At 39.9% G+C, this 21,187-nt stretch carries 43 protein-coding genes and 2 tRNA genes; 36 read left to right on the top strand and 9 right to left on the bottom strand.

From position 1 onward, the window contains the following. Positions 1-50 precede the first annotated feature (50 nt). The 13 genes from M0R80_00750 to M0R80_00690 all read left to right on the top strand — a co-directional run bounded on the left by M0R80_00750 (position 51) and on the right by M0R80_00690 (position 5,480). Positions 51-122 (top strand) — tRNA-Thr (locus M0R80_00750). A gap of 13 nt (positions 123-135) precedes the next feature. Continuing rightward, positions 136-402, top strand: coding sequence for a hypothetical protein (locus M0R80_00745; protein ID MCK9458190.1), 267 nt, complete (start codon positions 136-138; stop codon positions 400-402). After that, positions 399-632, top strand: a complete 234-nt coding sequence (locus M0R80_00740; GenBank protein MCK9458189.1) for a hypothetical protein — start codon at positions 399-401, stop codon at positions 630-632. Before M0R80_00745 ends, M0R80_00740 begins: the two co-directional genes overlap by 4 nt. Positions 633-907: 275 nt before the next feature. After that, a complete protein-coding gene (locus tag M0R80_00735; GenBank protein ID MCK9458188.1) occupies positions 908-1,267 on the top strand; it encodes a hypothetical protein in 360 nt (119 codons plus the stop codon). A 69-nt stretch (positions 1,268-1,336) separates the two neighbouring features. Then, positions 1,337-1,684, top strand: a complete 348-nt coding sequence (locus M0R80_00730; protein ID MCK9458187.1) for a hypothetical protein — start codon at positions 1,337-1,339, stop codon at positions 1,682-1,684. Then, positions 1,681-1,971: a hypothetical protein gene (locus tag M0R80_00725; GenBank protein ID MCK9458186.1), complete on the top strand. Its 291-nt coding sequence runs from the start codon at positions 1,681-1,683 to the stop codon at positions 1,969-1,971. Before M0R80_00730 ends, M0R80_00725 begins: the two co-directional genes overlap by 4 nt. Next, entirely contained in the window at positions 1,968-3,464 is a 1,497-nt protein-coding gene (locus M0R80_00720) for a radical SAM protein (GenBank protein MCK9458185.1), read from the top strand. The genes M0R80_00725 and M0R80_00720 overlap by 4 nt, the downstream gene beginning before the upstream one ends. Further along, positions 3,461-3,751 carry a hypothetical protein gene (locus M0R80_00715; protein ID MCK9458184.1) on the top strand — a complete coding sequence of 97 codons (291 nt, stop codon included), beginning with the start codon at positions 3,461-3,463 and terminating at the stop codon, positions 3,749-3,751. Before M0R80_00720 ends, M0R80_00715 begins: the two co-directional genes overlap by 4 nt. Before the next feature lie 184 nt (positions 3,752-3,935). Continuing rightward, the gene (locus tag M0R80_00710) at positions 3,936-4,304 is read left to right on the top strand and encodes a hypothetical protein (protein MCK9458183.1); all 369 of its coding nucleotides are present in this window, start codon (positions 3,936-3,938) and stop codon (positions 4,302-4,304) included. Then, positions 4,291-4,521, top strand: a complete 231-nt coding sequence (locus tag M0R80_00705) for a hypothetical protein (GenBank protein MCK9458182.1) — start codon at positions 4,291-4,293, stop codon at positions 4,519-4,521. The genes M0R80_00710 and M0R80_00705 overlap by 14 nt, the downstream gene beginning before the upstream one ends. 11 nt (positions 4,522-4,532) lie before the next feature. Beyond that, positions 4,533-4,769, top strand: a complete 237-nt coding sequence (locus M0R80_00700; protein ID MCK9458181.1) for a hypothetical protein — start codon at positions 4,533-4,535, stop codon at positions 4,767-4,769. Next, positions 4,766-5,122, top strand: coding sequence for a hypothetical protein (locus M0R80_00695; GenBank protein ID MCK9458180.1), 357 nt, complete (start codon positions 4,766-4,768; stop codon positions 5,120-5,122). Before M0R80_00700 ends, M0R80_00695 begins: the two co-directional genes overlap by 4 nt. Before the next feature lie 151 nt (positions 5,123-5,273). Beyond that, positions 5,274-5,480 carry a hypothetical protein gene (locus M0R80_00690; GenBank protein MCK9458179.1) on the top strand — a complete coding sequence of 69 codons (207 nt, stop codon included), beginning with the start codon at positions 5,274-5,276 and terminating at the stop codon, positions 5,478-5,480. Positions 5,481-5,657: 177 nt separating this feature from the next. Here M0R80_00690 and M0R80_00685 read toward each other — a convergent pair whose 3' ends face one another. Continuing rightward, a complete protein-coding gene (locus M0R80_00685) occupies positions 5,658-5,846 on the bottom strand; it encodes a hypothetical protein (GenBank protein ID MCK9458178.1) in 189 nt (62 codons plus the stop codon). 20 nt (positions 5,847-5,866) lie between these two features. Between M0R80_00685 and M0R80_00680 the strand changes: the two genes are divergently transcribed. Further along, the gene (locus tag M0R80_00680; GenBank protein MCK9458177.1) at positions 5,867-6,283 is read left to right on the top strand and encodes a hypothetical protein; all 417 of its coding nucleotides are present in this window, start codon (positions 5,867-5,869) and stop codon (positions 6,281-6,283) included. Here M0R80_00680 and M0R80_00675 read toward each other — a convergent pair. Continuing rightward, entirely contained in the window at positions 6,212-6,550 is a 339-nt protein-coding gene (locus M0R80_00675) for a hypothetical protein (protein ID MCK9458176.1), read from the bottom strand. The genes M0R80_00680 and M0R80_00675 overlap by 72 nt on opposite strands. A gap of 47 nt (positions 6,551-6,597) precedes the next feature. Between M0R80_00675 and M0R80_00670 the strand changes: the two genes are divergently transcribed. The 5 genes from M0R80_00670 to M0R80_00650 all read left to right on the top strand — a co-directional run bounded on the left by M0R80_00670 (position 6,598) and on the right by M0R80_00650 (position 7,978). Then, complete coding sequence (locus M0R80_00670) at positions 6,598-6,792, top strand: hypothetical protein (GenBank protein ID MCK9458175.1); 195 nt, start codon at positions 6,598-6,600, stop codon at positions 6,790-6,792. A gap of 11 nt (positions 6,793-6,803) precedes the next feature. Then, positions 6,804-7,046, top strand: coding sequence for an acyl carrier protein (locus tag M0R80_00665; protein MCK9458174.1), 243 nt, complete (start codon positions 6,804-6,806; stop codon positions 7,044-7,046). Then, a complete protein-coding gene (locus M0R80_00660) occupies positions 7,027-7,242 on the top strand; it encodes a hypothetical protein (GenBank protein MCK9458173.1) in 216 nt (71 codons plus the stop codon). The genes M0R80_00665 and M0R80_00660 overlap by 20 nt, the downstream gene beginning before the upstream one ends. After that, positions 7,239-7,550: a hypothetical protein gene (locus M0R80_00655; GenBank protein ID MCK9458172.1), complete on the top strand. Its 312-nt coding sequence runs from the start codon at positions 7,239-7,241 to the stop codon at positions 7,548-7,550. The genes M0R80_00660 and M0R80_00655 overlap by 4 nt, the downstream gene beginning before the upstream one ends. Before the next feature lie 336 nt (positions 7,551-7,886). After that, positions 7,887-7,978 (top strand) — tRNA-Ile (locus M0R80_00650). Here the strand turns inward: M0R80_00650 and M0R80_00645 are convergent. Continuing rightward, positions 7,976-8,461, bottom strand: coding sequence for a hypothetical protein (locus M0R80_00645; GenBank protein ID MCK9458171.1), 486 nt, complete (start codon positions 8,459-8,461; stop codon positions 7,976-7,978). The genes M0R80_00650 and M0R80_00645 overlap by 3 nt on opposite strands. Positions 8,462-8,559: 98 nt before the next feature. Between M0R80_00645 and M0R80_00640 the strand changes: the two genes are divergently transcribed. After that, complete coding sequence (locus tag M0R80_00640; GenBank protein MCK9458170.1) at positions 8,560-8,748, top strand: hypothetical protein; 189 nt, start codon at positions 8,560-8,562, stop codon at positions 8,746-8,748. Between the two features lie 9 nt (positions 8,749-8,757). Here the strand turns inward: M0R80_00640 and M0R80_00635 are convergent, their stop codons facing one another. Next, a complete protein-coding gene (locus tag M0R80_00635; protein MCK9458169.1) occupies positions 8,758-10,011 on the bottom strand; it encodes a hypothetical protein in 1,254 nt (417 codons plus the stop codon). Beyond that, entirely contained in the window at positions 10,011-11,594 is a 1,584-nt protein-coding gene (locus M0R80_00630; protein MCK9458168.1) for a hypothetical protein, read from the bottom strand. The genes M0R80_00635 and M0R80_00630 overlap by 1 nt, the downstream gene beginning before the upstream one ends. A gap of 297 nt (positions 11,595-11,891) precedes the next feature. On the opposite strand from M0R80_00630, the gene M0R80_00625 reads away from it, so the two are divergent. From M0R80_00625 to M0R80_00565, 13 genes are all read left to right on the top strand, one after another. Next, positions 11,892-12,794: an NAD-dependent epimerase/dehydratase family protein gene (locus M0R80_00625; GenBank protein MCK9458167.1), complete on the top strand. Its 903-nt coding sequence runs from the start codon at positions 11,892-11,894 to the stop codon at positions 12,792-12,794. Positions 12,795-12,943: 149 nt separating this feature from the next. After that, positions 12,944-13,117, top strand: coding sequence for a hypothetical protein (locus M0R80_00620; protein MCK9458166.1), 174 nt, complete (start codon positions 12,944-12,946; stop codon positions 13,115-13,117). A 24-nt stretch (positions 13,118-13,141) separates the two neighbouring features. Then, positions 13,142-13,549, top strand: a complete 408-nt coding sequence (locus tag M0R80_00615) for a hypothetical protein (protein ID MCK9458165.1) — start codon at positions 13,142-13,144, stop codon at positions 13,547-13,549. A gap of 24 nt (positions 13,550-13,573) precedes the next feature. After that, on the top strand, positions 13,574-13,834 hold the full coding sequence (locus M0R80_00610) for a hypothetical protein (GenBank protein ID MCK9458164.1): 261 nt from the start codon (positions 13,574-13,576) through the stop codon (positions 13,832-13,834). A 46-nt stretch (positions 13,835-13,880) separates the two neighbouring features. After that, positions 13,881-14,303 carry a hypothetical protein gene (locus tag M0R80_00605; GenBank protein MCK9458163.1) on the top strand — a complete coding sequence of 141 codons (423 nt, stop codon included), beginning with the start codon at positions 13,881-13,883 and terminating at the stop codon, positions 14,301-14,303. Next, positions 14,303-14,683 carry a transposase family protein gene (locus M0R80_00600; protein ID MCK9458162.1) on the top strand — a complete coding sequence of 127 codons (381 nt, stop codon included), beginning with the start codon at positions 14,303-14,305 and terminating at the stop codon, positions 14,681-14,683. The genes M0R80_00605 and M0R80_00600 overlap by 1 nt, the downstream gene beginning before the upstream one ends. An 11-nt stretch (positions 14,684-14,694) precedes the next feature. Beyond that, positions 14,695-14,964 (top strand): hypothetical protein, encoded by a 270-nt coding sequence (locus tag M0R80_00595; GenBank protein MCK9458161.1) that lies wholly within the window; start codon positions 14,695-14,697, stop codon positions 14,962-14,964. A gap of 11 nt (positions 14,965-14,975) precedes the next feature. Beyond that, a complete protein-coding gene (locus M0R80_00590; protein MCK9458160.1) occupies positions 14,976-15,278 on the top strand; it encodes a hypothetical protein in 303 nt (100 codons plus the stop codon). 6 nt (positions 15,279-15,284) lie between these two features. Next, the gene (locus M0R80_00585) at positions 15,285-15,482 is read left to right on the top strand and encodes a hypothetical protein (protein ID MCK9458159.1); all 198 of its coding nucleotides are present in this window, start codon (positions 15,285-15,287) and stop codon (positions 15,480-15,482) included. A gap of 23 nt (positions 15,483-15,505) precedes the next feature. Next, entirely contained in the window at positions 15,506-15,925 is a 420-nt protein-coding gene (locus M0R80_00580; protein ID MCK9458158.1) for a phosphoribosyltransferase domain-containing protein, read from the top strand. A 172-nt stretch (positions 15,926-16,097) separates the two neighbouring features. Further along, positions 16,098-16,910 (top strand): hypothetical protein, encoded by an 813-nt coding sequence (locus M0R80_00575; protein MCK9458157.1) that lies wholly within the window; start codon positions 16,098-16,100, stop codon positions 16,908-16,910. Beyond that, positions 16,907-17,152 carry a hypothetical protein gene (locus M0R80_00570; protein MCK9458156.1) on the top strand — a complete coding sequence of 82 codons (246 nt, stop codon included), beginning with the start codon at positions 16,907-16,909 and terminating at the stop codon, positions 17,150-17,152. Before M0R80_00575 ends, M0R80_00570 begins: the two co-directional genes overlap by 4 nt. Beyond that, positions 17,149-17,529: a hypothetical protein gene (locus M0R80_00565; protein ID MCK9458155.1), complete on the top strand. Its 381-nt coding sequence runs from the start codon at positions 17,149-17,151 to the stop codon at positions 17,527-17,529. Before M0R80_00570 ends, M0R80_00565 begins: the two co-directional genes overlap by 4 nt. On the opposite strand, the gene M0R80_00560 is transcribed toward M0R80_00565, so the two are convergent. Continuing rightward, the gene (locus M0R80_00560) at positions 17,510-18,298 is read right to left on the bottom strand and encodes a hypothetical protein (GenBank protein MCK9458154.1); all 789 of its coding nucleotides are present in this window, start codon (positions 18,296-18,298) and stop codon (positions 17,510-17,512) included. The genes M0R80_00565 and M0R80_00560 overlap by 20 nt on opposite strands. A 20-nt stretch (positions 18,299-18,318) precedes the next feature. Between M0R80_00560 and M0R80_00555 the strand changes: the two genes are divergently transcribed. Both M0R80_00555 and M0R80_00550 read left to right on the top strand, forming a co-directional pair. Beyond that, a complete protein-coding gene (locus M0R80_00555) occupies positions 18,319-18,537 on the top strand; it encodes a hypothetical protein (protein MCK9458153.1) in 219 nt (72 codons plus the stop codon). Positions 18,538-18,549: 12 nt separating this feature from the next. Then, complete coding sequence (locus M0R80_00550; protein MCK9458152.1) at positions 18,550-18,822, top strand: hypothetical protein; 273 nt, start codon at positions 18,550-18,552, stop codon at positions 18,820-18,822. Between the two features lie 56 nt (positions 18,823-18,878). On the opposite strand, the gene M0R80_00545 is transcribed toward M0R80_00550, so the two are convergent. Beyond that, positions 18,879-19,457, bottom strand: coding sequence for a class I SAM-dependent methyltransferase (locus M0R80_00545; protein ID MCK9458151.1), 579 nt, complete (start codon positions 19,455-19,457; stop codon positions 18,879-18,881). A gap of 345 nt (positions 19,458-19,802) precedes the next feature. Between M0R80_00545 and M0R80_00540 the strand changes: the two genes are divergently transcribed. After that, on the top strand, positions 19,803-20,144 hold the full coding sequence (locus tag M0R80_00540; protein ID MCK9458150.1) for a hypothetical protein: 342 nt from the start codon (positions 19,803-19,805) through the stop codon (positions 20,142-20,144). Here M0R80_00540 and M0R80_00535 read toward each other — a convergent pair. Continuing rightward, positions 20,141-20,836, bottom strand: coding sequence for a hypothetical protein (locus tag M0R80_00535; GenBank protein MCK9458149.1), 696 nt, complete (start codon positions 20,834-20,836; stop codon positions 20,141-20,143). The genes M0R80_00540 and M0R80_00535 overlap by 4 nt on opposite strands. A 22-nt stretch (positions 20,837-20,858) precedes the next feature. Beyond that, a partial coding sequence (locus M0R80_00530) for a hypothetical protein (protein MCK9458148.1) occupies positions 20,859-21,187 on the bottom strand: 329 nt, incomplete at its 5' end.

The following is a 21,187-nucleotide window of genomic DNA, read 5'->3' as shown; positions in this document are numbered from 1 at the left end:
TAGGGCCAGCAAAGGCTTCCGCTGAGCCAGCCTGGACAAATCAGCGGTATGCCTTGGTAGCATAGTGGCCATGCACCATCTTGGTAAGATGGATCACGAGGGTTCGATTCCCTTCCAAGGCTCTTGGAGTTTATAATGGTATCGGTAAGTCACATCTTGAATTTTATGGCATGTCATGGATATTGCGTTTCCTTGGCATTTTTTCCAGAGGATGGTAATGGCACTGGTTACGCTGCCGAGTTTACTTACGAAAAACCAGTAATGCCAGAGAAAAAGAATTCATGCGGCATGTATCAAACAGCCGTTATGAATGCTGCCGAAAGATTATTTCAGCAAGACCCAGAAATTGCAAGGAGATGGGCAGAGGAAACGCTAAAATGTTTATACAAGGACAAGACATGACAATATTAGAAAAATGGAAATCCAAAGGTGTGCTTGATGAGATAGAGGATGAAAAAACTCAAGCAATTGTGGCATTTATGTTGGAGGCCCGAGAAAAAACTCGCATAAATTACACACAACTTGCAAGTGATATTTTCGGTGTGCAGCAGCTTCCCAGCCAAACTGGATTGGTATATTATTACAATCAAAGAGAAGAAAAAGATTATTTTATGGAAGGCATGAATGGTTAAGACATGATTAAAATTTTCAAATATATTTTCGATAAATTGTTTCATAATGATTTGGACGATGACGACAATTTTGCGTTTTATGACGACATTGATCCAGCAACAGGCTTTCCTCTTGATTCGGATATGTGACATATGAGCAAAGAAGACTGCGGAAATTCAAAAAGATATAAGGGTGTTCGCCCACCTAGATGTAATGGCGGAAAAGGCTGTGATGCTTGTCGCAAGATACGAGATCAGAATTTGGACAAACTCATTGAATTGATTAGGAGATCATAATGCTTTTTAAATTTGAAGGAATGGATCAGAATGGAACTGAAATCAAGGACGAATTAGAGGCAGAATCGAAAGAGTCAGCATTGGCACTCATCAAACAAATGGGTTTTTTCCCAACGAAGCTTTCGCAGTCAAAAGCTAAGCCCAAGGCAAAAAAGAAAACACCGATTTCTGGGGCATCTGGTTATTCATATCCACCTTCCGGTTATTCATGTCCATCGGAGCCAGAGGTTCCTAAAAATAAATTTTTTCAACTCGATGGAATGGATTCCCACTCGGCCTTTTTAAATGGCCTGTATACGGGGATTGTTGGCATAATTGCCGTGGAGGTGGTTGGTCTTTTGTTATGGTTAATTTTATGAAAAAAGAAGTATAATAGAATTGCTTGACAGAACTCAATCCAATCAATACAATATTCCAAGGAGGTAACTATGGCGTATTGTTTGTTTTGTACTCAGGGACATATGACCAAAAAGGAGTTTCGAGAGGAGTGTTCCTCTGGGAAATGGCTGCCAATACTTGTCATGCGAACAGAAGAAAAGATTATTGTCCCCATATTCGACACAGCGTTGATGGCTGGGCAATTTGTCAAAAGAAATTTGCCCCAAAATTGGTTGTGCGGGGTGGTAGACCTGCAAGTGAAAGACGCTCAATTGATGGATGATCGTGGATGGGAAGCTATCAAGTTCACTTTTCCAAGAAAACTGAAGGATGTGGTCGATTTTGATGTGGAGATATTGGAGTTTGAATTGAATCACAAATTGAGAATTGATATATGAAATTACCGCCAAAAATAACCTATACCTTTAAATGCAGAAGAACAGCCTCTCCGTATGATGCGTTTTATGAGTCTTTGGAATCTGCTTTGAAAGAAAAAATTTCAAAGCAATCAAAGAAAGTTATTGCCGATGCCTTGAAGGCGTTGGGTGGTCCTGGCACAACGGTTTCGGTGTGCAGAAAAGCCTTTGATATCATTGAGGATGCTGATACTGGGCAGCGAGACGATATAATCGACCAAATGCCCGAAGAACTTTGGGAAATGTTTACAGAGAAGTTTTGGAAATGAAGATTGGTATTTTAGAGATTTTGACATTTCCAGCAAGCTCATTATCTGAGTCTTGTTATGGTGCGTTGGTGTCGAGGCAGTATTCAAGCATAATGCCTCAAACAGTGTCCTATTGGTGTCGCAGCTTGGGGCACGAAGTTTATTATAACACCTATTGGGGTGTGGGCAACATTCTGAAAAAACTGCCCAAAGACCTTGATTTTGTTTTTGTTTCTTGCCCCACTCATCTGAGCCATCTGGCTTATATTGTGGGAAAATTTTATAAAAACAGAGCCATTACAGTTTTGGGTGGGCCACACGCCAAATGCTATCCAGAGGATTCTTTAAGATTTTTTGATCTTGTTGTCAAGCGTTGTGACAAAACAACAATTCAATCAATATTGAATAAGGAATACGCAAAAGGCACCACAATCGACACAGAGTTTGCAAAGCTTGAGTTTCCGAGTGTTGAGCAACGGTTTCCAGAAATAAAAAAGTCTTTTATTTTAGACAGATCATTTTTGTCTGTTGTACCTTATTTGACTTCCGTGGGCTGCCCCAATAGATGCCCTTTCTGTGTGGATTGGAATTCTGAGTATTCTCCGCTTTCGATAGACCTAATCAGGGAAGATTTTTATTTTTTGTCGAAAACAATTCCTTCTGCAATAATTGGTTTCCATGATCCAAACTTTGGAACTAATATTGATGAGGTTTTGGATTTGATGATTTCTATCAATTTCCAAAACCCCTATGTGATGGAATGCTCGCTGGATAGTTTGACCAGCACTGTCGTCAAGAAACTCAAGAAAACAAATTGTGTTTTGATAGCTCCTGGCATTGAGTCTTGGACAGCTTATTCCCAGAAATCTGGGTGTGATAAATGCGATCCAATGGAAAAATTAGAGCATATTGTGGGGGTGCTAGAGAATTTAAAAGAGGTTACAAATTATATTCAGTCTAATTTCATATTTGGCTTGGACACTGATGAGGGAGATACTCCACTTCGGCTCACAAGAGAGCTTTGTAGTCGAGTACCATCTATATGGCCTAATGTGAATTTGCCTATGGCTTTTGCCGGAACGCCTTTGCATAAGCAACTGATGAAGCAGGATAGACTTCTTCCGATGCCATTTAGCTTCTGTGTCAACCCATATTTAACTATTGTGCCAAAAAATTACGACATCGAAGATTTTTATCTTCGATTCACAAATTTCATTGCCTTTGTGACCAATAGGGCAAGTCTTTCCAAGAGGATTCAGGGACGGGCTTTGTTGGAAAAGATTGTGCATGTTTTTCGGTCGGGGGCTATGAAACTAGACTTGGTGCAAATGAATAGGATTTTAAAAGAAATTAGAAAAGATAAAGGATTCAGAAGATTTCACTCTGGTGAAAGTAAGATACTTCCCCAATATTATCTAAGAAAAACACAAGAATTTTTTGGGCAGCTTTATTCCATGTTCTCGCCAGAGGAGCAACACTGGCTTCTTAACCCTTTGACTTTTGTAGACCAATGACTTATAAAAACTTTTCAGAAATTATTAAACGAATTCAAGCTCAACAAAAATTAATTCATTCTGCATACAAGCTGAATATTGATCTTGTCGAGTTTAACACAGATTTGTATAATGTTGTTGATTTGTTGCTTGAAGAAGTATATGGCAAGGAAGGAAAAGGTTGGTTTGATTGGTTTATTTATGAACGGAATGGCAATCCCGATCTGAAAGCATGGGATGCAGATAAAAAACCAATATGCTATTCTGTAAAATCTTTGTGGGAATACTTAGAAAAGAACTGTAAATGAAAATTGGTCAATTAGTTTACGTGATACAGGATTCCTGGGTATTCAAGGCAAGGATCGTCAGTTTCAACGCCAATTACCCCAATGATCCAACATGTGTGCAAATAGTTTTTCCTCATATGGATGAGTTGTTTTTTGTTGATAAAGTTTTTTCCTCACACGAAGATGCTCAAAAGGAACTGACAAAATGATGCCTGAAACAGCAGAGCAATGGTGGACACTTGTGGAACAATACCACGATGAATTGCGGGAATTAGTATCCACATTTCATCCTTGCAACCACACCTACACAGATTTCGCCATTACAGCAGAGGTAGCGGAAGCCATTTGTGAGCAGGCAAGGGCTGCAATACGAGCAAAAGATGCTGATGATCCGATTGAAAGATTTGAGCAATACCGCACAGAAAAAAATCCCAAATTAGCCAGCTTGTTGAATGAAACATGGTTTGGGATGCCAGAAAGCACAGAGGTGCGATCTTATCCTGGCTTTGGTGTGTTGTGTAACTTATGCTCTGAGGCTTATGTATTGCAAGAGGACGATTGTGCAACTTATTGATTTAGCCCCAGGTCATTTTTTTGAACGCAGCAGTCATTCCGACTACAGCGGACTAGCCGGTAAAAAAGGCACAATTTATATTAAATTGGATAATAATAATTCATGCGGCTGGTGTGAAGTCGTAGACACATCCATATGGCAACATGCTTCGATATTGTTTGAAGTTGAGATTGTTGATTACGGTCCAGTTATGGATGTTAGAGATAAAAATTGTTGAAAGGAAGTGATATGGGCAGAAAGAAAAAAGAAGTTTCGCATTTGCCAACTATGGCTCCGCAGAAGTTTTCTTTTGATACAGACACTATTGTGTATTTGGCAGCATTGCAATACAGTGTAAGAGAAGCCATTCAACAACGTATGCTTGAGACAGCAGACAATCCTATATGTATGCCCGTCTCGCTTGCTAGAAAAGTGGTGAAAGAGTTTGGTTTACAAAAATATGAAATATTAGAGGATAAAAAATGAAGATTCGCACTGGTTTTGTTTCAAATAGTTCATCAAGTTCTTTTTGCATTATTGGAATACGCAACAGATTTGCTGATCGTATTGTCGAGGCATCAGGGGTGTTTGCCGCCCTTCGTGAAAAGGGATGTGAAGCGGGCTATGAAGTTTGTGGTGTTGAGGATCACGACGGATTGACTTTCGTTGGTGCCGAGGGTGAGATTTATTGGGCTGGTATGGCAGCAGAACCATTGCTGAAAACCATGACAATCCCAGCCGCTTGCGAACACTTCAGGAATTTGATAAAAGAAAAATACAATATCGATCTCCCTTTGCAAAACATTGTGTTTCATTATGGCGAAATCTCAACAGGCTGATTGGCAAACCAATAGAGATAAAAAGAGAATGCCCAAACAGGGCAAATTTTGGTGCGATAAATGTGATGCCCAATTAGTTCACGAAGGAAAAAGGTGTATTAATTGCGGTCATCGAAACGGTGCTATCAAAAGAAATAAGAAAGGCTAAATCATGCATACTTGCAAACATTGCAACAAACAAGTTGAGGATTCTCATTATTGTGAAGTCGCCGGAAGAACCATTGCCTACAGCGAAGATAATAGTGATGATTTTTTGCTTTCGGCAGCAATTGGCTACGCTACTGACAGTGCCTTATTGGGCGGATTGTTGGGCGGCGATATGGTTGGCGGTATTATTGGCGACCTTTTGAGTGACTAAAATGAGAGACCAAGTATCCGTTGATCGAGAAGCATTACTTTGGTTGTTGAGCAAAGTCAAAAAATTGCCTGTTTCCCCATCCAGAGATTTCTATGAAGAAGAAATGCTCGAAAGATTGGAAAAGAGATTTAACGATGAAGATAAAGTATGGAACTCAAAGGACGTGGAAATAAACGACTAACGCTTCTTTTTGCTTTTTTTCTTTTTGCCAACTACGTGATGAATGTTGGTAAGTGCATTAGCTGCACCGGCACTGATTGGTGTAAAATAGAGCGGCGGATATTGAGCCACGCCATAACTCGGTGGGTATATACCGAGGCTGGTTCTTAGTCCGTTTTCTTTAAGCCATTGTCTGAATGATTGCATAAAATATATAGGCAGCTAAAATGAAACTTTTTGCCGTTATCAATGTTGAAAAAGGAGAAATTTTTCATATTGAGTCAGATAAGAACATTGCAGAGGCAATAGCTGCTGGGGAGAGAACATTTGGCTGGACGATGACAGTCATGGGATTAGATTTATCTCAACAATCCGTTTGGGCTATTTTGGATACTTTGCCACCCTCTTATTCTAAGAATGTCATATATCAAGTTTACGAAGAAAAAGTTGAATACGAGGGTGCGTGCAAAGTAACCAAAAACATACAACATTTGTGCGGTACTAAAAAAATAGCCCGCAAATATGGAAAACACGGATATGCTTCGGTAACAGCAGTAGAAGTAGAGCAGCCTTCAAGGAATGGTATTATACATCACATCAAAAGGTGGTTCCCATTCAATTTTTTGATTACCATCTTTAATTAGTGATTCTATATTTACTAATCTTTGGGCAAAGAGTTCAAGGTTCGACAAAATCGATTCTTTGTTTTGGAACAAGACTGCCGTCTCTCGTTGTAGATTTTCAAGGTCTTGGGCATAGATTCGTTGTTTGTCGTGATAAAGCACTTCTCTCAATAATGCTTCACACCACAGTCCCCAGGAATAGATATTGGGGGTGTTTCCAGCCTGAATGTCGGCAATTGCTTGTTGGGTCGCAGCTACGGTTTGCTCAAAGATAAAGATTTTTTTCATATGGTATTTATCCATTTGAAGTGCTATAATAATTTTGGAGGAATCAAATGGATACTTTAGGAGAACTTGATAGCATTGCAAGACAATTTGTTGAAACATATGAAAAAATGTCTCTAAAGGATTCTACTGAGGATGCCATCTATCGACATCGTTGGTGGCGGTTGGTAGCCAGTTATGATGGAATCGCAAAACAACTCAAAGAGATAATTGTGGACTTTGATAATAGTGGTGGTTGGAAATAACAGGAGAAATAATGACTGTATTTGAACGATTGCAAGATGTGGCGTCTCAAGTTTTTGGGGCCAAATTAGAGGAAGTAACCCTCGAAAGCAATTTGATTGATGATCTGGGTGCGGATTCTCTAGATTGGGCAGAAATGGTAATTGAAACCGAAGAGGAATTCAATATCACAATTGACGAAGATGAATTTAAAAAACTATACACTATTGGTGATATAATCAATTATCTCAAAGAAAATGGAATCGAAGATAAATAGCCATTGTCATTGGTGCGATCAACCATTGGTATTTGCCACAAAAAATTTGTTGTGGTATCAATGCGGTCGTATGACTCACCGTGATGGAGACGCCGGTTTTACCTGTTCGCACCAAGGAAGATTGGATAAAACTCGTTGCCGGGCAGATAATGGAAAACCTATGGGAACGTTTAAAGATTATCTTGCAAAAATATGAATAAGTATTTGGTGAAATTTGATGTGTGGGTGAGTGTTTGCAAAGATGCATTTTTGCGAAAGCATTGTGCTATGATGGTATTTGCAGATACTGGAGAAGAAGCACAAGAAAAAGCTCAAAACCTTGCCAGATTAGTTGTTTACCCAAATTTCCATCACTTTGATGGTGAAATAGGATGGACTCAAATAATTGATACGGTAGAAAAAGCGGTAGAGGTTTTTGGTGATCCAAACTTTGTAAGCAAAGCAGTCGTTGAAAAAATGTGCGAACCAGAGGGTTTGGGTGTGGTGAGAGTTATGGACCCGTAGCTCAGTTGGTCAGAGCAGCAGACTCGATTGTGATGCAACTCTAAACAAATACATTTTGCAGGAGTTGTTTCATTGGGTTGCTATGAGTTTTTAGATGATTATATCATTTGAAGGCACATAGTAGAATTTGTCAAATTCGGGGAAAACTAAGTTCTGAAAAGAATATGTCAATCCCGAGCCAAGCCACCAAAGTGGAAGGTGTAGAGACTGAATGGCAAACACGAAAGTGAAGAGACAGTCCAGACCACAAATCGCAAGAGTGGCGAAAGTCATAGTGGTATGCATAATCTGTTGGTCGTAGGTTCAAGTCCTACCGGGTCTACTTGAGAAATGAATGGGAGCGAGGCCAAATGGTGAGGCAGGCGGTTTATACCCGTCGTTATGGGCTGATTACCCAAAGATATAGGGTTCGATTCCCTACGCTCCTACTTTTGCGTGATGGTGTATTTGCGGGTGCTGTTGCCTTTGTTGCGTCCCTTGTATGTTGGTAGTTGAGAATCGCAATTTGGGCAAATTATTCTTATGTTTGGAACAGACCAATCATTGGCATGTCCGTTTATGTGATCCACAGTGAGTGTAATTGGTTTTCCGTTCCAATCATTGCCAGATTGCCCGCAAATCATGCAGTTGTTTCCATGTTTTCTTATAATAAATTTGCGTAAAAATCTCGTATTACCACTATGGTCTGGTGAATAATAATATCCATTTTTACTTTTTTCTGTGAAGTTAAAGTTGCTTTGACATATTTTTGAACAGTATGCACCACGCCCACTAACTTTTCCACCGCACATTTTGCATATTTTTTTATTCTTTGATCGCTTGGGAGAGATGGCGTTGTTGAAAGTGGCCGCACACGAAAGAGAGCAAAATTTTGGATTGTCTGTTGATTTATCACAGGCTTTACATTTCATAGTTTGTTTCCTAATATAATAGTATATAGTGAGACGAACTTACATTTTAAAGCAAGATAAACTTTTTTTATTTAATTCGACTCCGAAGCAGAGCACTTATGTTAGAAGTTGGCGATTTTGTTGTGAGAAATGCATCTAACTGGACTCCAAGCGATTTTGATGCATGGGGAGCCGGGGAAGGTGTAGGCATCATACTTGAAATCATTGACAGTGAAACAATTGATGTTCGTTGGCCGGGTGGTCGTTGTTATCAAAGGCCAGATGAGCTAATCAAAAAGGAAATTTAACCGAATTGTTTATGCGGTAAAATCTGTGAATCCGCCTTCTGGGTTATTATCACTTAGATCAACATGTGTTAGTGTATAAGCGTGTCCCAATGCTGTCTCACCTGCCGTAAACCTACCATTGCTTAGAGAAGCCATCGCTGCGTTAATTTCTGAGAGATAATTCAAATACTGTGGCCCACCACCGGGAGTTGTCCAAGTTGTTAAAAAAACCAACTCATCATGGATGATTATAAAACCAGGACTTCCGCTGTCGCCACCAATAATTTTGCTGTAAAGCAATTGTCGCTGACTGTTTTCTGGGTAGTATACGCTATGTGTACTAACATAATCTCCTACCAATGCTTCTTTAAGCTGATTGGTTGCCACTCCTGGTATGCGATCCAATATCAAACTACCAGTCCCAGGCCCGAATGATGGTAAATAGTTTGCCCAATTAGTCGGCAAGAGTTTTGCAAATTTGATTGTAGGTGGTATATCACTGTCAAGCACTCCTATTGTTATGTCTGAGAAGTACATATCAGCATAATTTGGTGGCCCGATACTTTGTGTAGCAAGAACAGTTTTTTCTACAACTTGGTCATCATCGGTAATGTATCGAATAACCGTACCGGCTCCAAATTGGTAGTGTTCAGCAAAAGCAATGTGTCGTGGACTTATCAGTGTTCCTGCTTGATTTTTTCCTCCATTGCTGTTCCACGGTGATATACAACTCACATTACTTATTCCACTTAGCCAACAATTTGTATTTCTTACATAATGCGGAGTAGTGTGATCCATTGTAGTGAATAGTGGAAGACAGCTTCTGGTTTTGCCAGCGATTCTTGTGTCCACATTGTCGGAGCAGTGTTTTCCCAGGCTGCCATCGACATAACTAATAAATATTTCTGTGGTTCCCCCTCCTACTCTGCTAATCGGTGCAGTGGTTTGTTTTGTTAATCCCTTCCATGTAACATTGAATTTTCCAGTTCCGTTTCCTACCTGAGTGATTGTGCCATTTTGGTCAATAGTGGCAATGGACACATCGGCAGAAGAATAATAGAGCGGGCTATCATCGCAGCCTATTCCTGGTGTCACAAGTAAATTAGTTAGATTATCATAAGTGGCATCTACATATTCTTGTAGATTTAAATCTTTGACAGTGCGTGCTGTGGAAGAACTTCCTGATATAAGGTTCGTATATGGAGAATTGGATAATTCAAAATCTAAATCTGTAGAATTTTTTGATCTTAGTTTCTTCCCAGTGCCATTACCGAGTATTCTCATTAATAGGTTATCTCCATTGCTTGAATATTAGCTCCCCAACGAATATTTGTTGCACTAACTCCGGTTACGGTAATTGTTAGTGCTTTGTTGGTATCGTCCGCAGCAATTGTTGGCGATGTCCAAGCTCCTGGGTTGATATCAACACCAACAGTTTGCACAGACCCCTCTAATGATACTGTGCCACTAACGTTTTTGATAATAACCTGTCTGATAAAATAAGCACTTGTTCCATCGCTTTTACGAGCGGCGATTTGAATAAAACATGAATAGGATTTATTAGTTGCACAAATAAAACGATTTGCGAGATTTTCGACAGTTCCAGAAGGGGATAATCCAGTAAGTGTCAATTGTGTTGGTGTAGCATTTGTTGTGGCTACACGCATAACAATATTTGTATATTGGCAGTCGCCGGTGACAGAGAATCTGCCACTTGCCAAAGCGTCTTGGTATCGTTTGTTTGCCAGCGAATATGAACCTTGTGCATGAGCACCGGATGCCGATGCGGTTGTGGAATTACCTTCGGCGTGACTGGCACCTCCCGATGCGGTTGTGGATTTACCTTCGGCGTGACTGTTGCTTCCCGAAGCCGTGGTTGTATCACCTTCTGCATGGTCACGGGAACTAGATGCGGTGGTTCTATAACCTTCGGCATGACTCCAATCTCCAGAAGCCGTGGTCTGCTCGCCTTCAGCGTGGCTATTTTCCCCAGATGCAGTGGTTTTCAAACCTTCGGCATGACAACAAATTGATTGGGCTTTATTTAGCATGCCACTTGTAAATGAACACAAATCGCTGGATTCGTTTGCAATGCCGTGGGTAAAAGAACCTTTACTAACGGAGTTGAGCACACCACACGCAAAATTATAGGGCAATTGATCTATGGCAGCCAGATATGAGTAATCGCTAACTATTGTATCATTTGCCTGAATTATGGTTCTATCATTAACTGCATCGTATATTGGTGCGGCGGTCGAAGAAAAATCTGTTCTGACATTAGTTGGACTTATAACTACAATTAGAGTGCCTTGTGGCAATGTGAGTGTTTGATCGCCAGCTATAAAAAAAACATTGTCTTCATCTTCGCCATAAGCATCATCAAATCCCAGAATAGGATATAATTTACAATTTAATGCACTAATTGTATTATTTTGTCCAAATTGGAATCCATATCCACCAATGGTGGATGTTGTAGCTGATATGAATGATAAGAAGCTTCCGCCCGCCGTTGTGCCATCGCCTATTCTTAATTCTTTGGTATCGGTGCAATAAGCAAATTCACCTGATTCTAGAACGATGGCGTTGATTTCTGCTACCGTTCCTAAACGTGGGATAAATACTCCAACTACATCTCCATTGCTATCTAATCCTGCATAGCCATTTGCAGCGTTTTTCATGTTGGTGCGTTCGTAATCAGTATCGTCGTAAGTAGCGGCTGATCCCAACACCGTCACAGCATTCCCATCGATATCAAATGGGATTGATGCCACGAGGTCTCGCAAATCGTTTGCTCCAATTAATCCGTTGGAATTGTCTGCAAAGCTGTTGTTTAGTAAATAATCACGAGTTCGTGTCGTATCTGGCATAATTTTTTTCCTATCTGAATATTTTTAATAAATTTAGCAGTAATGCATATGCTTGGCACACTGTTATAGATGGAACATAAGCTCCTTTTATATAAATTGGTGTGGCACATAGGTTTAGGGATGTGCAGTAATAATTTTTTCCTCTACACACAACCAATGTTGGTGTTTTTTCAAAAGCATTATTAAAAGCATTGCTGAATTGATTGCTCACTACTTATTTACACTTGTTGTTTGTTTATTTTTTTCAGATTGACAGACAAAACCTTAGAACATATAATCGAGTCAAAGAGGTGTAATATGAGGTGTTTAGTTACAGGTGGTGGTGGCTTTATTGGCGGCAATCTCGCCAAAAGACTTCTCGATGAAGGTCATGAAGTCACTGTAACCGCTATGGGTGGCGAAACCATCGACCCCAGAGCTAAAGTTACATATTGTGGGCTTCGTGGAATTGATCGGTTTGCTACCAGCGACAAGGATGTTGTTTTTCATCAGGCGGCAAACAACGATACGTTATGCCAAGATGAAGTCGAAATGATGAGAATCAATTACGAAGATTCTGTATATTTACTCACGAGAGCCAGTGAATGGGGTGTCAAGAAATTTATTTATGCAAGTTCTTGTGCTGTCTATGGAAGCTCCCCAGCACCATATGTTGAAGGCATAACCGAAGAGAATCCTCTTAATGCATATGGAAGATCAAAGCTAAGATTTGACCAATATGATTTCTTCAAAAGGCTTCCCACTGATTTAAGGAAAAATGTGATTGGTCTTCGTTATTCAAATGTCTATGGTCCTGGCGAAGATCATAAGGGCCACAGGATGAGTATGATTGGACAAATGATTCGCAAAGTCATGAAAGGACAGCCAATCAAGCTTTTCAAATGGGGATTGCAGCGGCGAGACTGGGTTTATATTGATGATGTGGTAAATGCCAATATGCTGGCAATGCAGTCGGATGCGAGTGGTATTTTCAACATAGGTTGTGGTTGTGCATACAAATTTATTGAAGTTTTAAGTGCGATAGCCAAGGAAACTTATAGTGTGATAGAGCCTGAATTTATTGACTGTCCATTTGCTGACGCATATCAGGATTATACGGAATGTTGTATTGAGAAGGCCAAGGCAGCATTTGGTTATGTTCCTGAATATGATTTATACCAAGGTATCAAAAAGTATTTGATGGCTTTGCGGAATAGATAGTGGCATGAAAAAGAAGCGAAGTTTTATAGACCTTGGCATAAGTCTCACAACCGTTATTGCATATACTTTGCTTTCTATTTTCACAACAACGATAGGATTTTTCTGGAACAGGCTTCTTTGTCATTGGTGGAAGAAGTGGAGGAAAAAAAATGACAGTGCGGGAAATGATATTAAAATTGATTGAATTTGATCTTGATTTGGAAGTGGGCATAACAGATGGGGTGTTGGTGAATTGTTATACCACGAACAATTTGTGTTTTGCCGAGTTTGAAGATAGCGACAAAACAATTTTAGATATTGGCATTGGTCATGATTTGATTTAGGGCGACTGATGCTATATAATTATTATGGAATTCCGAGAATGGCTTCTTGAAAACGCTGGTGCCCCTGGTTCAAAACAATCTCTTTATCCCATGTCATATGGAGGCATTGGGCTCTACCCACCATCAGATTTGATTACGTGGTCTGCTGATGCTGTCACTTACATGCCAATCGAGGATCGTAAATTAAAGTTTGCTTGGGGCAAGGGCATGTTATCTAAACCAGAGGGTTTAGAAATACAAGCTCCTGCTTATGAAAAGTCACACGAAGAGACTGGTAAACCTAATTTTATTTGGGGCAAAGGCATGCTTGCCAAGCCAGCCGCATTGATAGACACTATTAAAACTCTTCATACGCAAGATCGGGATGGGGTTGGTCTAAAATTTATTTGGGGCAAAGACATGCTATCCAGACCAGATGGCATTGACATTTAATTTTCTCATCATTATAATCGGGGCATGTTATGCGAACTATGCGAAAATGAAGATGCCTATAATTTTCATCATTGTATTCCACGTACTCTACATGGCAAGAAGCGTATAAAAAAGGCATATACGAAAGCTGAACTAGCTTGTGGTTTGCATTTGTGCAAAACTTGTCATAAGACTATTCATGAATTTGCCTCTGAAAAAGAGCTTGGGGAGCGGTATAACACCAAGAAAAAACTTCTTGAACATCCTCAAATCAGGAAATATGTTAAGTGGAAAAAGACCCATTGATAATATTTTTTGTTTGCGATAAAATACCGACAGTCAGGAGAAGATCATGAAAATCAGACAAGGTTTTGTGTCCAATAGTTCAACTAGTTCTTTTTGCATTTTTGGCGTTGGTTTCATCTCCATAGCAGATGTTGCAAAGGCTTTGGGATTAAAGCCACAGATGGTAAATGGATGTGAGCACGAATTTGATCGTGCTAGTGCTTTATACTGCCCAGAGTGTGGAGAACATACCTTTGTAAAAGAGGATGAAGATGATTTGGCAAACAGGGCAGAAGAGGTTTGCGAGTTGCATGGGTTGGGATTTCAGAATTATACTGGTGAATGTGATACGGAAGAACAAGTATTTGTTGGAAATTCTCCCAGTGGAAAGGGACAAGTGACAATTGACAGGATGATTGCCACTAACAAGGCTTGTTTGGAATTATTTGGGAAAGAGGCAATTTTACACAGTGGGGAGTACGCCTGCTAATGAAAATTCGCATAGGTTTTGTGTCTAATAGCAGCAGCATGAGTTTCATTGTTGCGGTCAAAAAGAGGGGAAAATGTCCACATTGTGGGCAAAAGCCGGATACTTTGCTCGACCTTGTTGAGCGTGGTGGTTATGAAACATTTCTGCACGCCAAGGGACAAGATGATGTTCTTGCCTATATGAAGAGAGAAATGGAAGAATATTTTGAGGATAATGATGGCGAAGACAACACAGAAGAAGTAATCCAGAAGGTGAAGGAACTCTCAAAAAACACCGACTTTGATGTGGCGTGCATCAACATCAGTCAGAACGATGATTATCTTCAAGGTTTTATGGACGAAGAAGAGAAAAAAGGCAACGTAGTAACAATTTACGCATAAGGAAAAAAACTATGGCTAAAGCGACCCCGATGCCCACCAAAACAGAAAAGTACCCATATCCCAGCCGTTATGGCAGCCATGCTTCTATGGTAGATGCTGCCATGACTGAACAATTGGGAAATGAAAAATTAGTCGTCTGCAAAGACGAAAATGGATACTATATTACTGAGAAGAACAGATTGGACGACAATTGTGACGCCAATCGTTATGGCAGTAGCGATGCCAGAGATATGAAGAAATGGGGAGTAGAACCGAATGAGCCAGCCGTCAATCAGGTATAAAGGATAACAAAATGCATGATTGGGGATATTATCCAGGCGATGAAGTTTGTCATGGTGGCGGTGATGGCATTGCTGCCATTATGAGAAATATGGACAAGCCGCCGCCTCGCAATTCACTGAAAAAAGAGGAAAAACTTACGATGCCCGATACTCTCTATTTTGTAACGTGGTGTGATCCTAAAAAATATAATGTTGGCAATGAGCAAGAGTACGAGTGGTTTCAAGATGAAAAGAATGCCTTGGCCAAGGTAGGGCAATTGACACTCGACAAACAAGAACATGTTGCCATGCATATTTATTTAAGAAAGAAATAAACAAATATGGATTTTGCAGAAATACAAGAACAAATTAAAAAAATAAATGAACAGTTGGCTGGAATAGTCAAAAGGGTAGAAGATCGCACAGAAATCAATGCGATTCAGGATCGTTTATCAAAGGTAGAAAAAGCTGCTCAGCAAGCCAAACAAGATCAGACAGCCGCAAGAGTTATGGCTGCCCTTCGTAGAGATCAGGGATAACAAACACTAGTGTTTGGTGCCTTATGGACAAGTTATATGTTAGCCAAAAAGAAATAGATCAGGCTATTGATAATCTTCTCTATCAAATTCGCCAATCTGAACAACACTACAAATATGTAGTGGGCATTCGCAACGGCGGCGTTAATGTTAGCGAACCAATTGCCAAAGCATTGGGGTTGCCACATAAAAGCGTAGGCATTAGTTGCTATGGCGATTCTAAGGTTTTGCACGAACCGATCATCAGTGATGATTTTCAGTGGGAGCCAGACGGATTGTTAGTAGATGATCTGATTGATTCGGGGCGTAGTGTCATTGCCTTTAAGGCTCATTTTGGCGAAGCAGATGTAGCTGTTGTCTTTTGGAAAGAGGGAACGATAATTCCTGATTATTATGTGTATAAAAAGCCACATCATTGGGTGGTATTTCCTTGGGAGGTGGAGTAAATGGAATTTCTGAGAGTTGTATATGATGACCGTGAAAAATATCCCTGGATAGTATATGCAGGTAATTATATTTACAACAAATGTCAAACGCATCGGGGGGCAATGTGGCATCTGAGGCGTTTGACAAAAGTTCTCGAACATTATCAAAATGCACAGACTTACTAATCCCAAGATGGAGTATTATCGTCATGTTTATCGCAATAGTCAGTTGTGGTTAGGCGACGATTTAAAAGATAAACGGGTAATGCTATACTGTGAGCAGGGATTAGGCGATAATATTCAGTTTCTTCGTTATTTGCCCCGACTACAAGCATTGGGCTGCCATGTAATTGTGCATTGCTCATCTATTTTGCATCCTCTTTTACCCTATGCAGGAGCAAAAGAATGGCTTGATAAAGACAATGAAATATTGCCAGAGCACGATTATCACGTCTTGAGTTTGGATTTGCCATTTGTTTTATCAAGTGCTTTTAGTCGGTCAACACCTGGAGCAATGCAGCGGTGGTGGATGGGAGAGAGTTTGGATGAATATATGCCACAAATCAACAAGGACATTCCCCAACCTCCCTATATTCACTTTAATGAAAAAGAGGAATTGCCATCTGGGACAAATGTAGGTATTTGTTGGTCTGGAAATCCGAATCATTACAACGATGATGATAGGTCGTGTCATTTGAAAGAATTCAAAGGAATTAAAGGAAGGTTGATTAGTTTGCAGAAGGACATCTGCCCAAAATGGACGACAGGGGCAGAGGATATGGAGTTATTGAGTAATGGGCTGAATGATCTGCTGGACACTATGCGGCTTATTAATGCTGTAGATTTTGTAGTCTCGGTGGATAGTTTGGTGATGCATTTGGCGGGGGCATTGAACAAAAAGACATATTGTTTGTTGGGCGACAATCCTGATCCTAGATGGGGCAATAATCTTTGGTATCCTTCTGTTACATTTTGTCATAAGTCTAAGATAGGAGAATTGACATGACAGATTCTTATTATATTCCTGCTCCAGAGGGTGGATTTGCTTGTCAGGGGTATCTTTTGACATGTTCCAAATGCGGCAAGAAAATCATTGTTGAAACAGTTATAAACGGCACCAATCACAATGTGTCCGTGATGGCCATTTGTGCTGATTGCGTAGAGTTAAACAATAAATTCAAGGAAGGCCAGCCTGAGTTGGCCAAGGAAATCCAAGACAAGATTGATGCGTTTAAGGAAGAAAAATGAACATTAGCAAAATGACCTCAGCAGAATTGTATGCTTTGGCTGCCAAGAAGCACGAAGAGGAGGAAGCAGCCGAAAATTGCGTGAAGAGAGAGGGGTTTTTGAAAGAGGATTTATATAGTTATGACAAAACTGTGGTTAGTGAATTAGAGGAATCGGGATTTCTAGAGTTTTGGTTATATACAGCAAAAGAAAAAGAAACAATTATTTTTAATAGCTTTGCATTAGTTCTCAAAAAAGGCACTCGATTTGTGTGTTTTATTGATAATGGCAAAGAATCCTGGTTTGATGATGTAAATTATGGCATCGAAGAAATGGATGCTTATTGGGCAGGAAAATATTTGGAAAATGTTCGAGATGTTACGGCTGCCAATACCTAATAATTCTTAGGTCTTGTGGGAAGAATTTAACTTCTCTTTCTTGCGGGTTTTGTTCGGATTGAGCATCTTTTCTGGCCACCACTTGGATAATGGCTATCTGATTGGGGTCGATTTTCTTCATATCTTCAAAATCGGCTGCAAATCCCATTACACTCAGATCATTTGTGTCTCTATTGGAATCTAGTTCGATTTCTGATACCGCCGATTCCAGGGATTGCATAAAGGCATAGATTGCTTCAGCAGTCTTAATATATTTGTCCATTTCTGCCTCTTCAACCTCGCCCTCTGCCATTGATTTATAAATATTGCGGGGCAAATAGGACTTGAGGACACTTCTTATTTCCGAATGATCCCACGGCTCGTATAGAGCGTCTGTAGCCATATCCCAGACCGTATGGGCGGGCACCAAGCCTCTGGCCAATTCTGTTACCAACTTCATCTGGTCATAGATTTGGCGGGCTCTGTTCATATCATGGGTTGTGGACACCATTCGGGGGTTGTCATATTGAGATTTTCCCAATCCCCAGTTATTTTGACCTAATTCTGATCTGCTTTTTAGACGCCCAGAAGCTCTAACGGCGGAAAGGTTAGTGGTGACGTGGTAGAGGTTCCAAGTCTCAAAATCCTGGTCCTCATCGGGGCTGAACATATCTTTATCTAGGAATGGTGCGGCCTTACGATAATAGCCCGGTTCATGCATAAAGGGGAACTCCCTTTGGGGAGGGCGAAGAGAAGACCAATCAGATTCAAGGAATTTTCTAAAATTCATTCTAAAGTATATATAAAGACATGAAGACATTTGCTGAATTCTCGGAATCTCAATTTGGGCAACAACGAGACATGCCAGCGTGGCAAATAGCCCAAACCACAGAGAGAATGGTGTTACCACATCTGCGAGCTATGGGTTTAACAAAAGTGCCAGTTGAATTAAAAGTCGCAGCAGTTGATATTATTTTAAATTTCTTGGGTTTAAAAGTAAGTGATCTTCAACAACACAGTAATCAATAACGGAGAAAAAATATGAGTATGCAAAAGAATTACTATGCTTTGAAATTAGCGGGATTATTAAAAGAGCAAGCTGGCCCACCGATGGGCGGCGGTCCAGAAATGGGCATGGGCGGCGATGCTGGTGGCGGGGAACAAGGCGGTGAAGGCGGCGGGGACGACCCGGCAGCTTTATTGGATCAGGCTATTGATCTTTTGAATAAGGTTAAGGAAGCACTTGGTGGCGGTGCAGGGGCAGAGCCACCCCCAGATCAAGGAGCCGGGGCACCACCTCCACAAGGAATGTAAAATTTTAGGATTAGGGAAAACAAAAAACCCAAGCCAAAAAAGCTTGGGTTTTTTGTTTATATCATTTTGAGTAGCGGCCATTTTGTTTCCATAAGAAGAAACGTTCCGTCATGAAGAGGCGTTTCTTTTTTGATCGCATAGTTTGCCCTAAAATAATTTACAGCCCTTTTGACATCATAATGTTTGTCATTGTAATCATCAAATATAATATGTGTTTCATGCCTATGTGTAAGCAGCCTTACTAATTCAATATCAATTAAAATATCTTCATAATGATGAGAGCCGTCAATAAGAACATTGCCAATGTTCATTTTGTCTATTTCCTCTTGTTTTCCTTTAATTGATTGTAAAAAATCAAATGAGGTCATTTCAAAATGAACAATGTTTGTTAAAGCGGCCTTGTGAGACAAAAAGTTTGTTTTTTGACGGGAAAGTTTTTCATTTCGTTGTACGCCGCTTATTTGTGTTGTGTGTCCATCCTCAATAAAAGGATCAATAGTATAGATTGTCTTATTTGGGAACTCTTTAGCCAATAGACAAGGACCATCGCCATTATAAATGCCGATTTCTAAATAGTTATAAGGGCTATGTTTCAAGTGTTCTTGAAAATAGCGAAAAGAAACGGCACACAACATATGGCATCCCTATTTACCACAGATTCATCCAGCATACGGTTACAGCAGCCACATAGGCACCCGAACCGCTGCATAGCTGATTGACTTTGGGGCAACTTGCATAGAAATATCGCCATGTAGCTGTTCTGTAATTTCCGTCACGATCTTTGCATCGCATAATAATCTCCTTGATTGGTGGTTATAATATTTACACTTCTTGTTTAAAAAAAAATTGTGTTGTCTAAATATTTTATAGGAGGACATTATGGGTTGTTGTGGATGTAGAGCTAAAGTTAAAAGAAGAAGAGGTTCACCTCATCAAACCAAACGTCCTGTGTTGAATCCTAAAAAAATCAAGGGAATCAAGTGAATTTTAGAGAATATATTTTTAGAGAATATATTGAAGCGAAGCCGTGGAAAGCAAAGCGGGCTGATATTATCAAATTTTGGCAAGGTTTGCGTCCTAATATGCCTTTGCGTCCCACTCCAGTGAACAAGCAGCATAAGGGTACTAAATTCAGAGAAGATGGATTGCGTATCACGGGTTCGCCAGATTTTATCAATGGCGTATTGAGTCGATTAAAAGACCTTCTGCAATACGATACTTTTCCTGGGACGAAGTTAGAAATAGAATATAGGCAGATTGGACAAGAGCAAGGATTGCCTGTTTATGTGTGCTATCTACATGTCATAGACAGAAAAAGTTAAACAAAGAATTTTCTGGACAGTGATGATGAGGATTTTTTTCTCGTTGCAATAGGACAAGCATCTGACACCCATGTTGTCTCATTATCTTTTGTCATTCTTCCCAAATAGCCTCCACTGATTGTGCAACGATTTTGTCTCCTGAATACGCATGAATTGCACACACTTATTGAATCTTGATGGGTGCGAAATACAACTTGGGGCATTACTGGTATTATAAATTTATCTGCTGGAAAACGACTCAATATTGTCAATGTATTATCCCCATATTTTTTTGATGGGTCTGTGTTGTGATAAATTATAGACCATTCTGGATATTGTTCTAAGAAATGTTGCAAAACCAAAAGAGCATCATCGTTTCCAGGGCTTTTTAATGCAATCCATTTATTTACATTTTTGTGACATTTGTATAGCAAATTATATTTTAATGGGTTGATTAAAAGCAAATCGCAATTGGCGATTTCTAAGTTTTCATAAGCAAATATTTCTGTTTTACAAAATGTATAATTTATTTTTCCTTTAATTTTTTCTATTTCTTCAAACATTGGATTATATGAATAAACAACTAAACTAACAGGTTGTCCAATTAATAAAGCCATTGTTTCTTCTGTAATTTTTTCCCCAATTTCTGCTACGTTGCAATTTTTTGCCAAGCTTCTTAATTCATTGTTGTTTATACTCGTGCCAAAACCCATTAGTGGTTTGCCGCCGCTCGAACTAGAGCCTGAGCTTCCTGAGCCACTCGAACTGGAACCGCCTAAGCTTGAGCTTGAGCTTGAAGGTGATGAAATTTTCATCACTGGCAAGCTTGAGCTTGAGCTTGAACCCTTTGAGCTTGAGCTTGAGCTTGAACCCTTTGAGCTTGAGCTTGAGCTTGAACCCTTTGAGCTTGAGCTTGAACCCTTTGAGCTTTTTGAACTTGAACTTGAACTTGAACTTGAACTTGAACTTGAACTTGAACTTGAACTTGAACTTGAACTTGAACTTGAACTTGAACTTGAACTTGAACTTGAACTTGAACTTGAACTTGAACTTGAACTTGAACT

The organism is Pseudomonadota bacterium (assembly GCA_023229365.1).
Lineage (GTDB): Bacteria > Myxococcota_A > Polyangia > JAAYKL01 > JAAYKL01 > JALNZK01.
Note: the sequence above shows the minus strand (reverse complement) of the source record. Positions and strands in the feature narration are given on the sequence as shown.

What these genes read in the sequence shown, in the direction of transcription:
- M0R80_00745 (MCK9458190.1), top strand. Translation starts at nt 136, where the DNA reads ATGGTATCGGTAAGTCACATCTTGAATTTTATGGCATGTCATGGATAT.
- M0R80_00740 (MCK9458189.1), top strand. Translation starts at nt 399, where the DNA reads ATGACAATATTAGAAAAATGGAAATCCAAAGGTGTGCTTGATGAGATA.
- M0R80_00735 (MCK9458188.1), top strand. Translation starts at nt 908, where the DNA reads ATGCTTTTTAAATTTGAAGGAATGGATCAGAATGGAACTGAAATCAAG.
- M0R80_00730 (MCK9458187.1), top strand. Translation starts at nt 1,337, where the DNA reads ATGGCGTATTGTTTGTTTTGTACTCAGGGACATATGACCAAAAAGGAG.
- M0R80_00725 (MCK9458186.1), top strand. Translation starts at nt 1,681, where the DNA reads ATGAAATTACCGCCAAAAATAACCTATACCTTTAAATGCAGAAGAACA.
- M0R80_00720 (MCK9458185.1), top strand. Translation starts at nt 1,968, where the DNA reads ATGAAGATTGGTATTTTAGAGATTTTGACATTTCCAGCAAGCTCATTA.
- M0R80_00715 (MCK9458184.1), top strand. Translation starts at nt 3,461, where the DNA reads ATGACTTATAAAAACTTTTCAGAAATTATTAAACGAATTCAAGCTCAA.
- M0R80_00710 (MCK9458183.1), top strand. Translation starts at nt 3,936, where the DNA reads ATGATGCCTGAAACAGCAGAGCAATGGTGGACACTTGTGGAACAATAC.
- M0R80_00700 (MCK9458181.1), top strand. Translation starts at nt 4,533, where the DNA reads ATGGGCAGAAAGAAAAAAGAAGTTTCGCATTTGCCAACTATGGCTCCG.
- M0R80_00695 (MCK9458180.1), top strand. Translation starts at nt 4,766, where the DNA reads ATGAAGATTCGCACTGGTTTTGTTTCAAATAGTTCATCAAGTTCTTTT.
- M0R80_00690 (MCK9458179.1), top strand. Translation starts at nt 5,274, where the DNA reads ATGCATACTTGCAAACATTGCAACAAACAAGTTGAGGATTCTCATTAT.
- M0R80_00685 (MCK9458178.1), bottom strand. Translation starts at nt 5,846, where the DNA reads ATGCAATCATTCAGACAATGGCTTAAAGAAAACGGACTAAGAACCAGC.
- M0R80_00680 (MCK9458177.1), top strand. Translation starts at nt 5,867, where the DNA reads ATGAAACTTTTTGCCGTTATCAATGTTGAAAAAGGAGAAATTTTTCAT.
- M0R80_00675 (MCK9458176.1), bottom strand. Translation starts at nt 6,550, where the DNA reads ATGAAAAAAATCTTTATCTTTGAGCAAACCGTAGCTGCGACCCAACAA.
- M0R80_00670 (MCK9458175.1), top strand. Translation starts at nt 6,598, where the DNA reads ATGGATACTTTAGGAGAACTTGATAGCATTGCAAGACAATTTGTTGAA.
- M0R80_00665 (MCK9458174.1), top strand. Translation starts at nt 6,804, where the DNA reads ATGACTGTATTTGAACGATTGCAAGATGTGGCGTCTCAAGTTTTTGGG.
- M0R80_00660 (MCK9458173.1), top strand. Translation starts at nt 7,027, where the DNA reads ATGGAATCGAAGATAAATAGCCATTGTCATTGGTGCGATCAACCATTG.
- M0R80_00655 (MCK9458172.1), top strand. Translation starts at nt 7,239, where the DNA reads ATGAATAAGTATTTGGTGAAATTTGATGTGTGGGTGAGTGTTTGCAAA.
- M0R80_00645 (MCK9458171.1), bottom strand. Translation starts at nt 8,461, where the DNA reads ATGAAATGTAAAGCCTGTGATAAATCAACAGACAATCCAAAATTTTGC.
- M0R80_00640 (MCK9458170.1), top strand. Translation starts at nt 8,560, where the DNA reads ATGTTAGAAGTTGGCGATTTTGTTGTGAGAAATGCATCTAACTGGACT.
- M0R80_00635 (MCK9458169.1), bottom strand. Translation starts at nt 10,011, where the DNA reads ATGAGAATACTCGGTAATGGCACTGGGAAGAAACTAAGATCAAAAAAT.
- M0R80_00630 (MCK9458168.1), bottom strand. Translation starts at nt 11,594, where the DNA reads ATGCCAGATACGACACGAACTCGTGATTATTTACTAAACAACAGCTTT.
- M0R80_00625 (MCK9458167.1), top strand. Translation starts at nt 11,892, where the DNA reads ATGAGGTGTTTAGTTACAGGTGGTGGTGGCTTTATTGGCGGCAATCTC.
- M0R80_00620 (MCK9458166.1), top strand. Translation starts at nt 12,944, where the DNA reads ATGACAGTGCGGGAAATGATATTAAAATTGATTGAATTTGATCTTGAT.
- M0R80_00615 (MCK9458165.1), top strand. Translation starts at nt 13,142, where the DNA reads ATGGAATTCCGAGAATGGCTTCTTGAAAACGCTGGTGCCCCTGGTTCA.
- M0R80_00610 (MCK9458164.1), top strand. Translation starts at nt 13,574, where the DNA reads ATGTTATGCGAACTATGCGAAAATGAAGATGCCTATAATTTTCATCAT.
- M0R80_00605 (MCK9458163.1), top strand. Translation starts at nt 13,881, where the DNA reads ATGAAAATCAGACAAGGTTTTGTGTCCAATAGTTCAACTAGTTCTTTT.
- M0R80_00600 (MCK9458162.1), top strand. Translation starts at nt 14,303, where the DNA reads ATGAAAATTCGCATAGGTTTTGTGTCTAATAGCAGCAGCATGAGTTTC.
- M0R80_00595 (MCK9458161.1), top strand. Translation starts at nt 14,695, where the DNA reads ATGGCTAAAGCGACCCCGATGCCCACCAAAACAGAAAAGTACCCATAT.
- M0R80_00590 (MCK9458160.1), top strand. Translation starts at nt 14,976, where the DNA reads ATGCATGATTGGGGATATTATCCAGGCGATGAAGTTTGTCATGGTGGC.
- M0R80_00585 (MCK9458159.1), top strand. Translation starts at nt 15,285, where the DNA reads ATGGATTTTGCAGAAATACAAGAACAAATTAAAAAAATAAATGAACAG.
- M0R80_00580 (MCK9458158.1), top strand. Translation starts at nt 15,506, where the DNA reads ATGGACAAGTTATATGTTAGCCAAAAAGAAATAGATCAGGCTATTGAT.
- M0R80_00575 (MCK9458157.1), top strand. Translation starts at nt 16,098, where the DNA reads ATGGAGTATTATCGTCATGTTTATCGCAATAGTCAGTTGTGGTTAGGC.
- M0R80_00570 (MCK9458156.1), top strand. Translation starts at nt 16,907, where the DNA reads ATGACAGATTCTTATTATATTCCTGCTCCAGAGGGTGGATTTGCTTGT.
- M0R80_00565 (MCK9458155.1), top strand. Translation starts at nt 17,149, where the DNA reads ATGAACATTAGCAAAATGACCTCAGCAGAATTGTATGCTTTGGCTGCC.
- M0R80_00560 (MCK9458154.1), bottom strand. Translation starts at nt 18,298, where the DNA reads ATGAATTTTAGAAAATTCCTTGAATCTGATTGGTCTTCTCTTCGCCCT.
- M0R80_00555 (MCK9458153.1), top strand. Translation starts at nt 18,319, where the DNA reads ATGAAGACATTTGCTGAATTCTCGGAATCTCAATTTGGGCAACAACGA.
- M0R80_00550 (MCK9458152.1), top strand. Translation starts at nt 18,550, where the DNA reads ATGAGTATGCAAAAGAATTACTATGCTTTGAAATTAGCGGGATTATTA.
- M0R80_00545 (MCK9458151.1), bottom strand. Translation starts at nt 19,457, where the DNA reads ATGTTGTGTGCCGTTTCTTTTCGCTATTTTCAAGAACACTTGAAACAT.
- M0R80_00535 (MCK9458149.1), bottom strand. Translation starts at nt 20,836, where the DNA reads ATGGGTTTTGGCACGAGTATAAACAACAATGAATTAAGAAGCTTGGCA.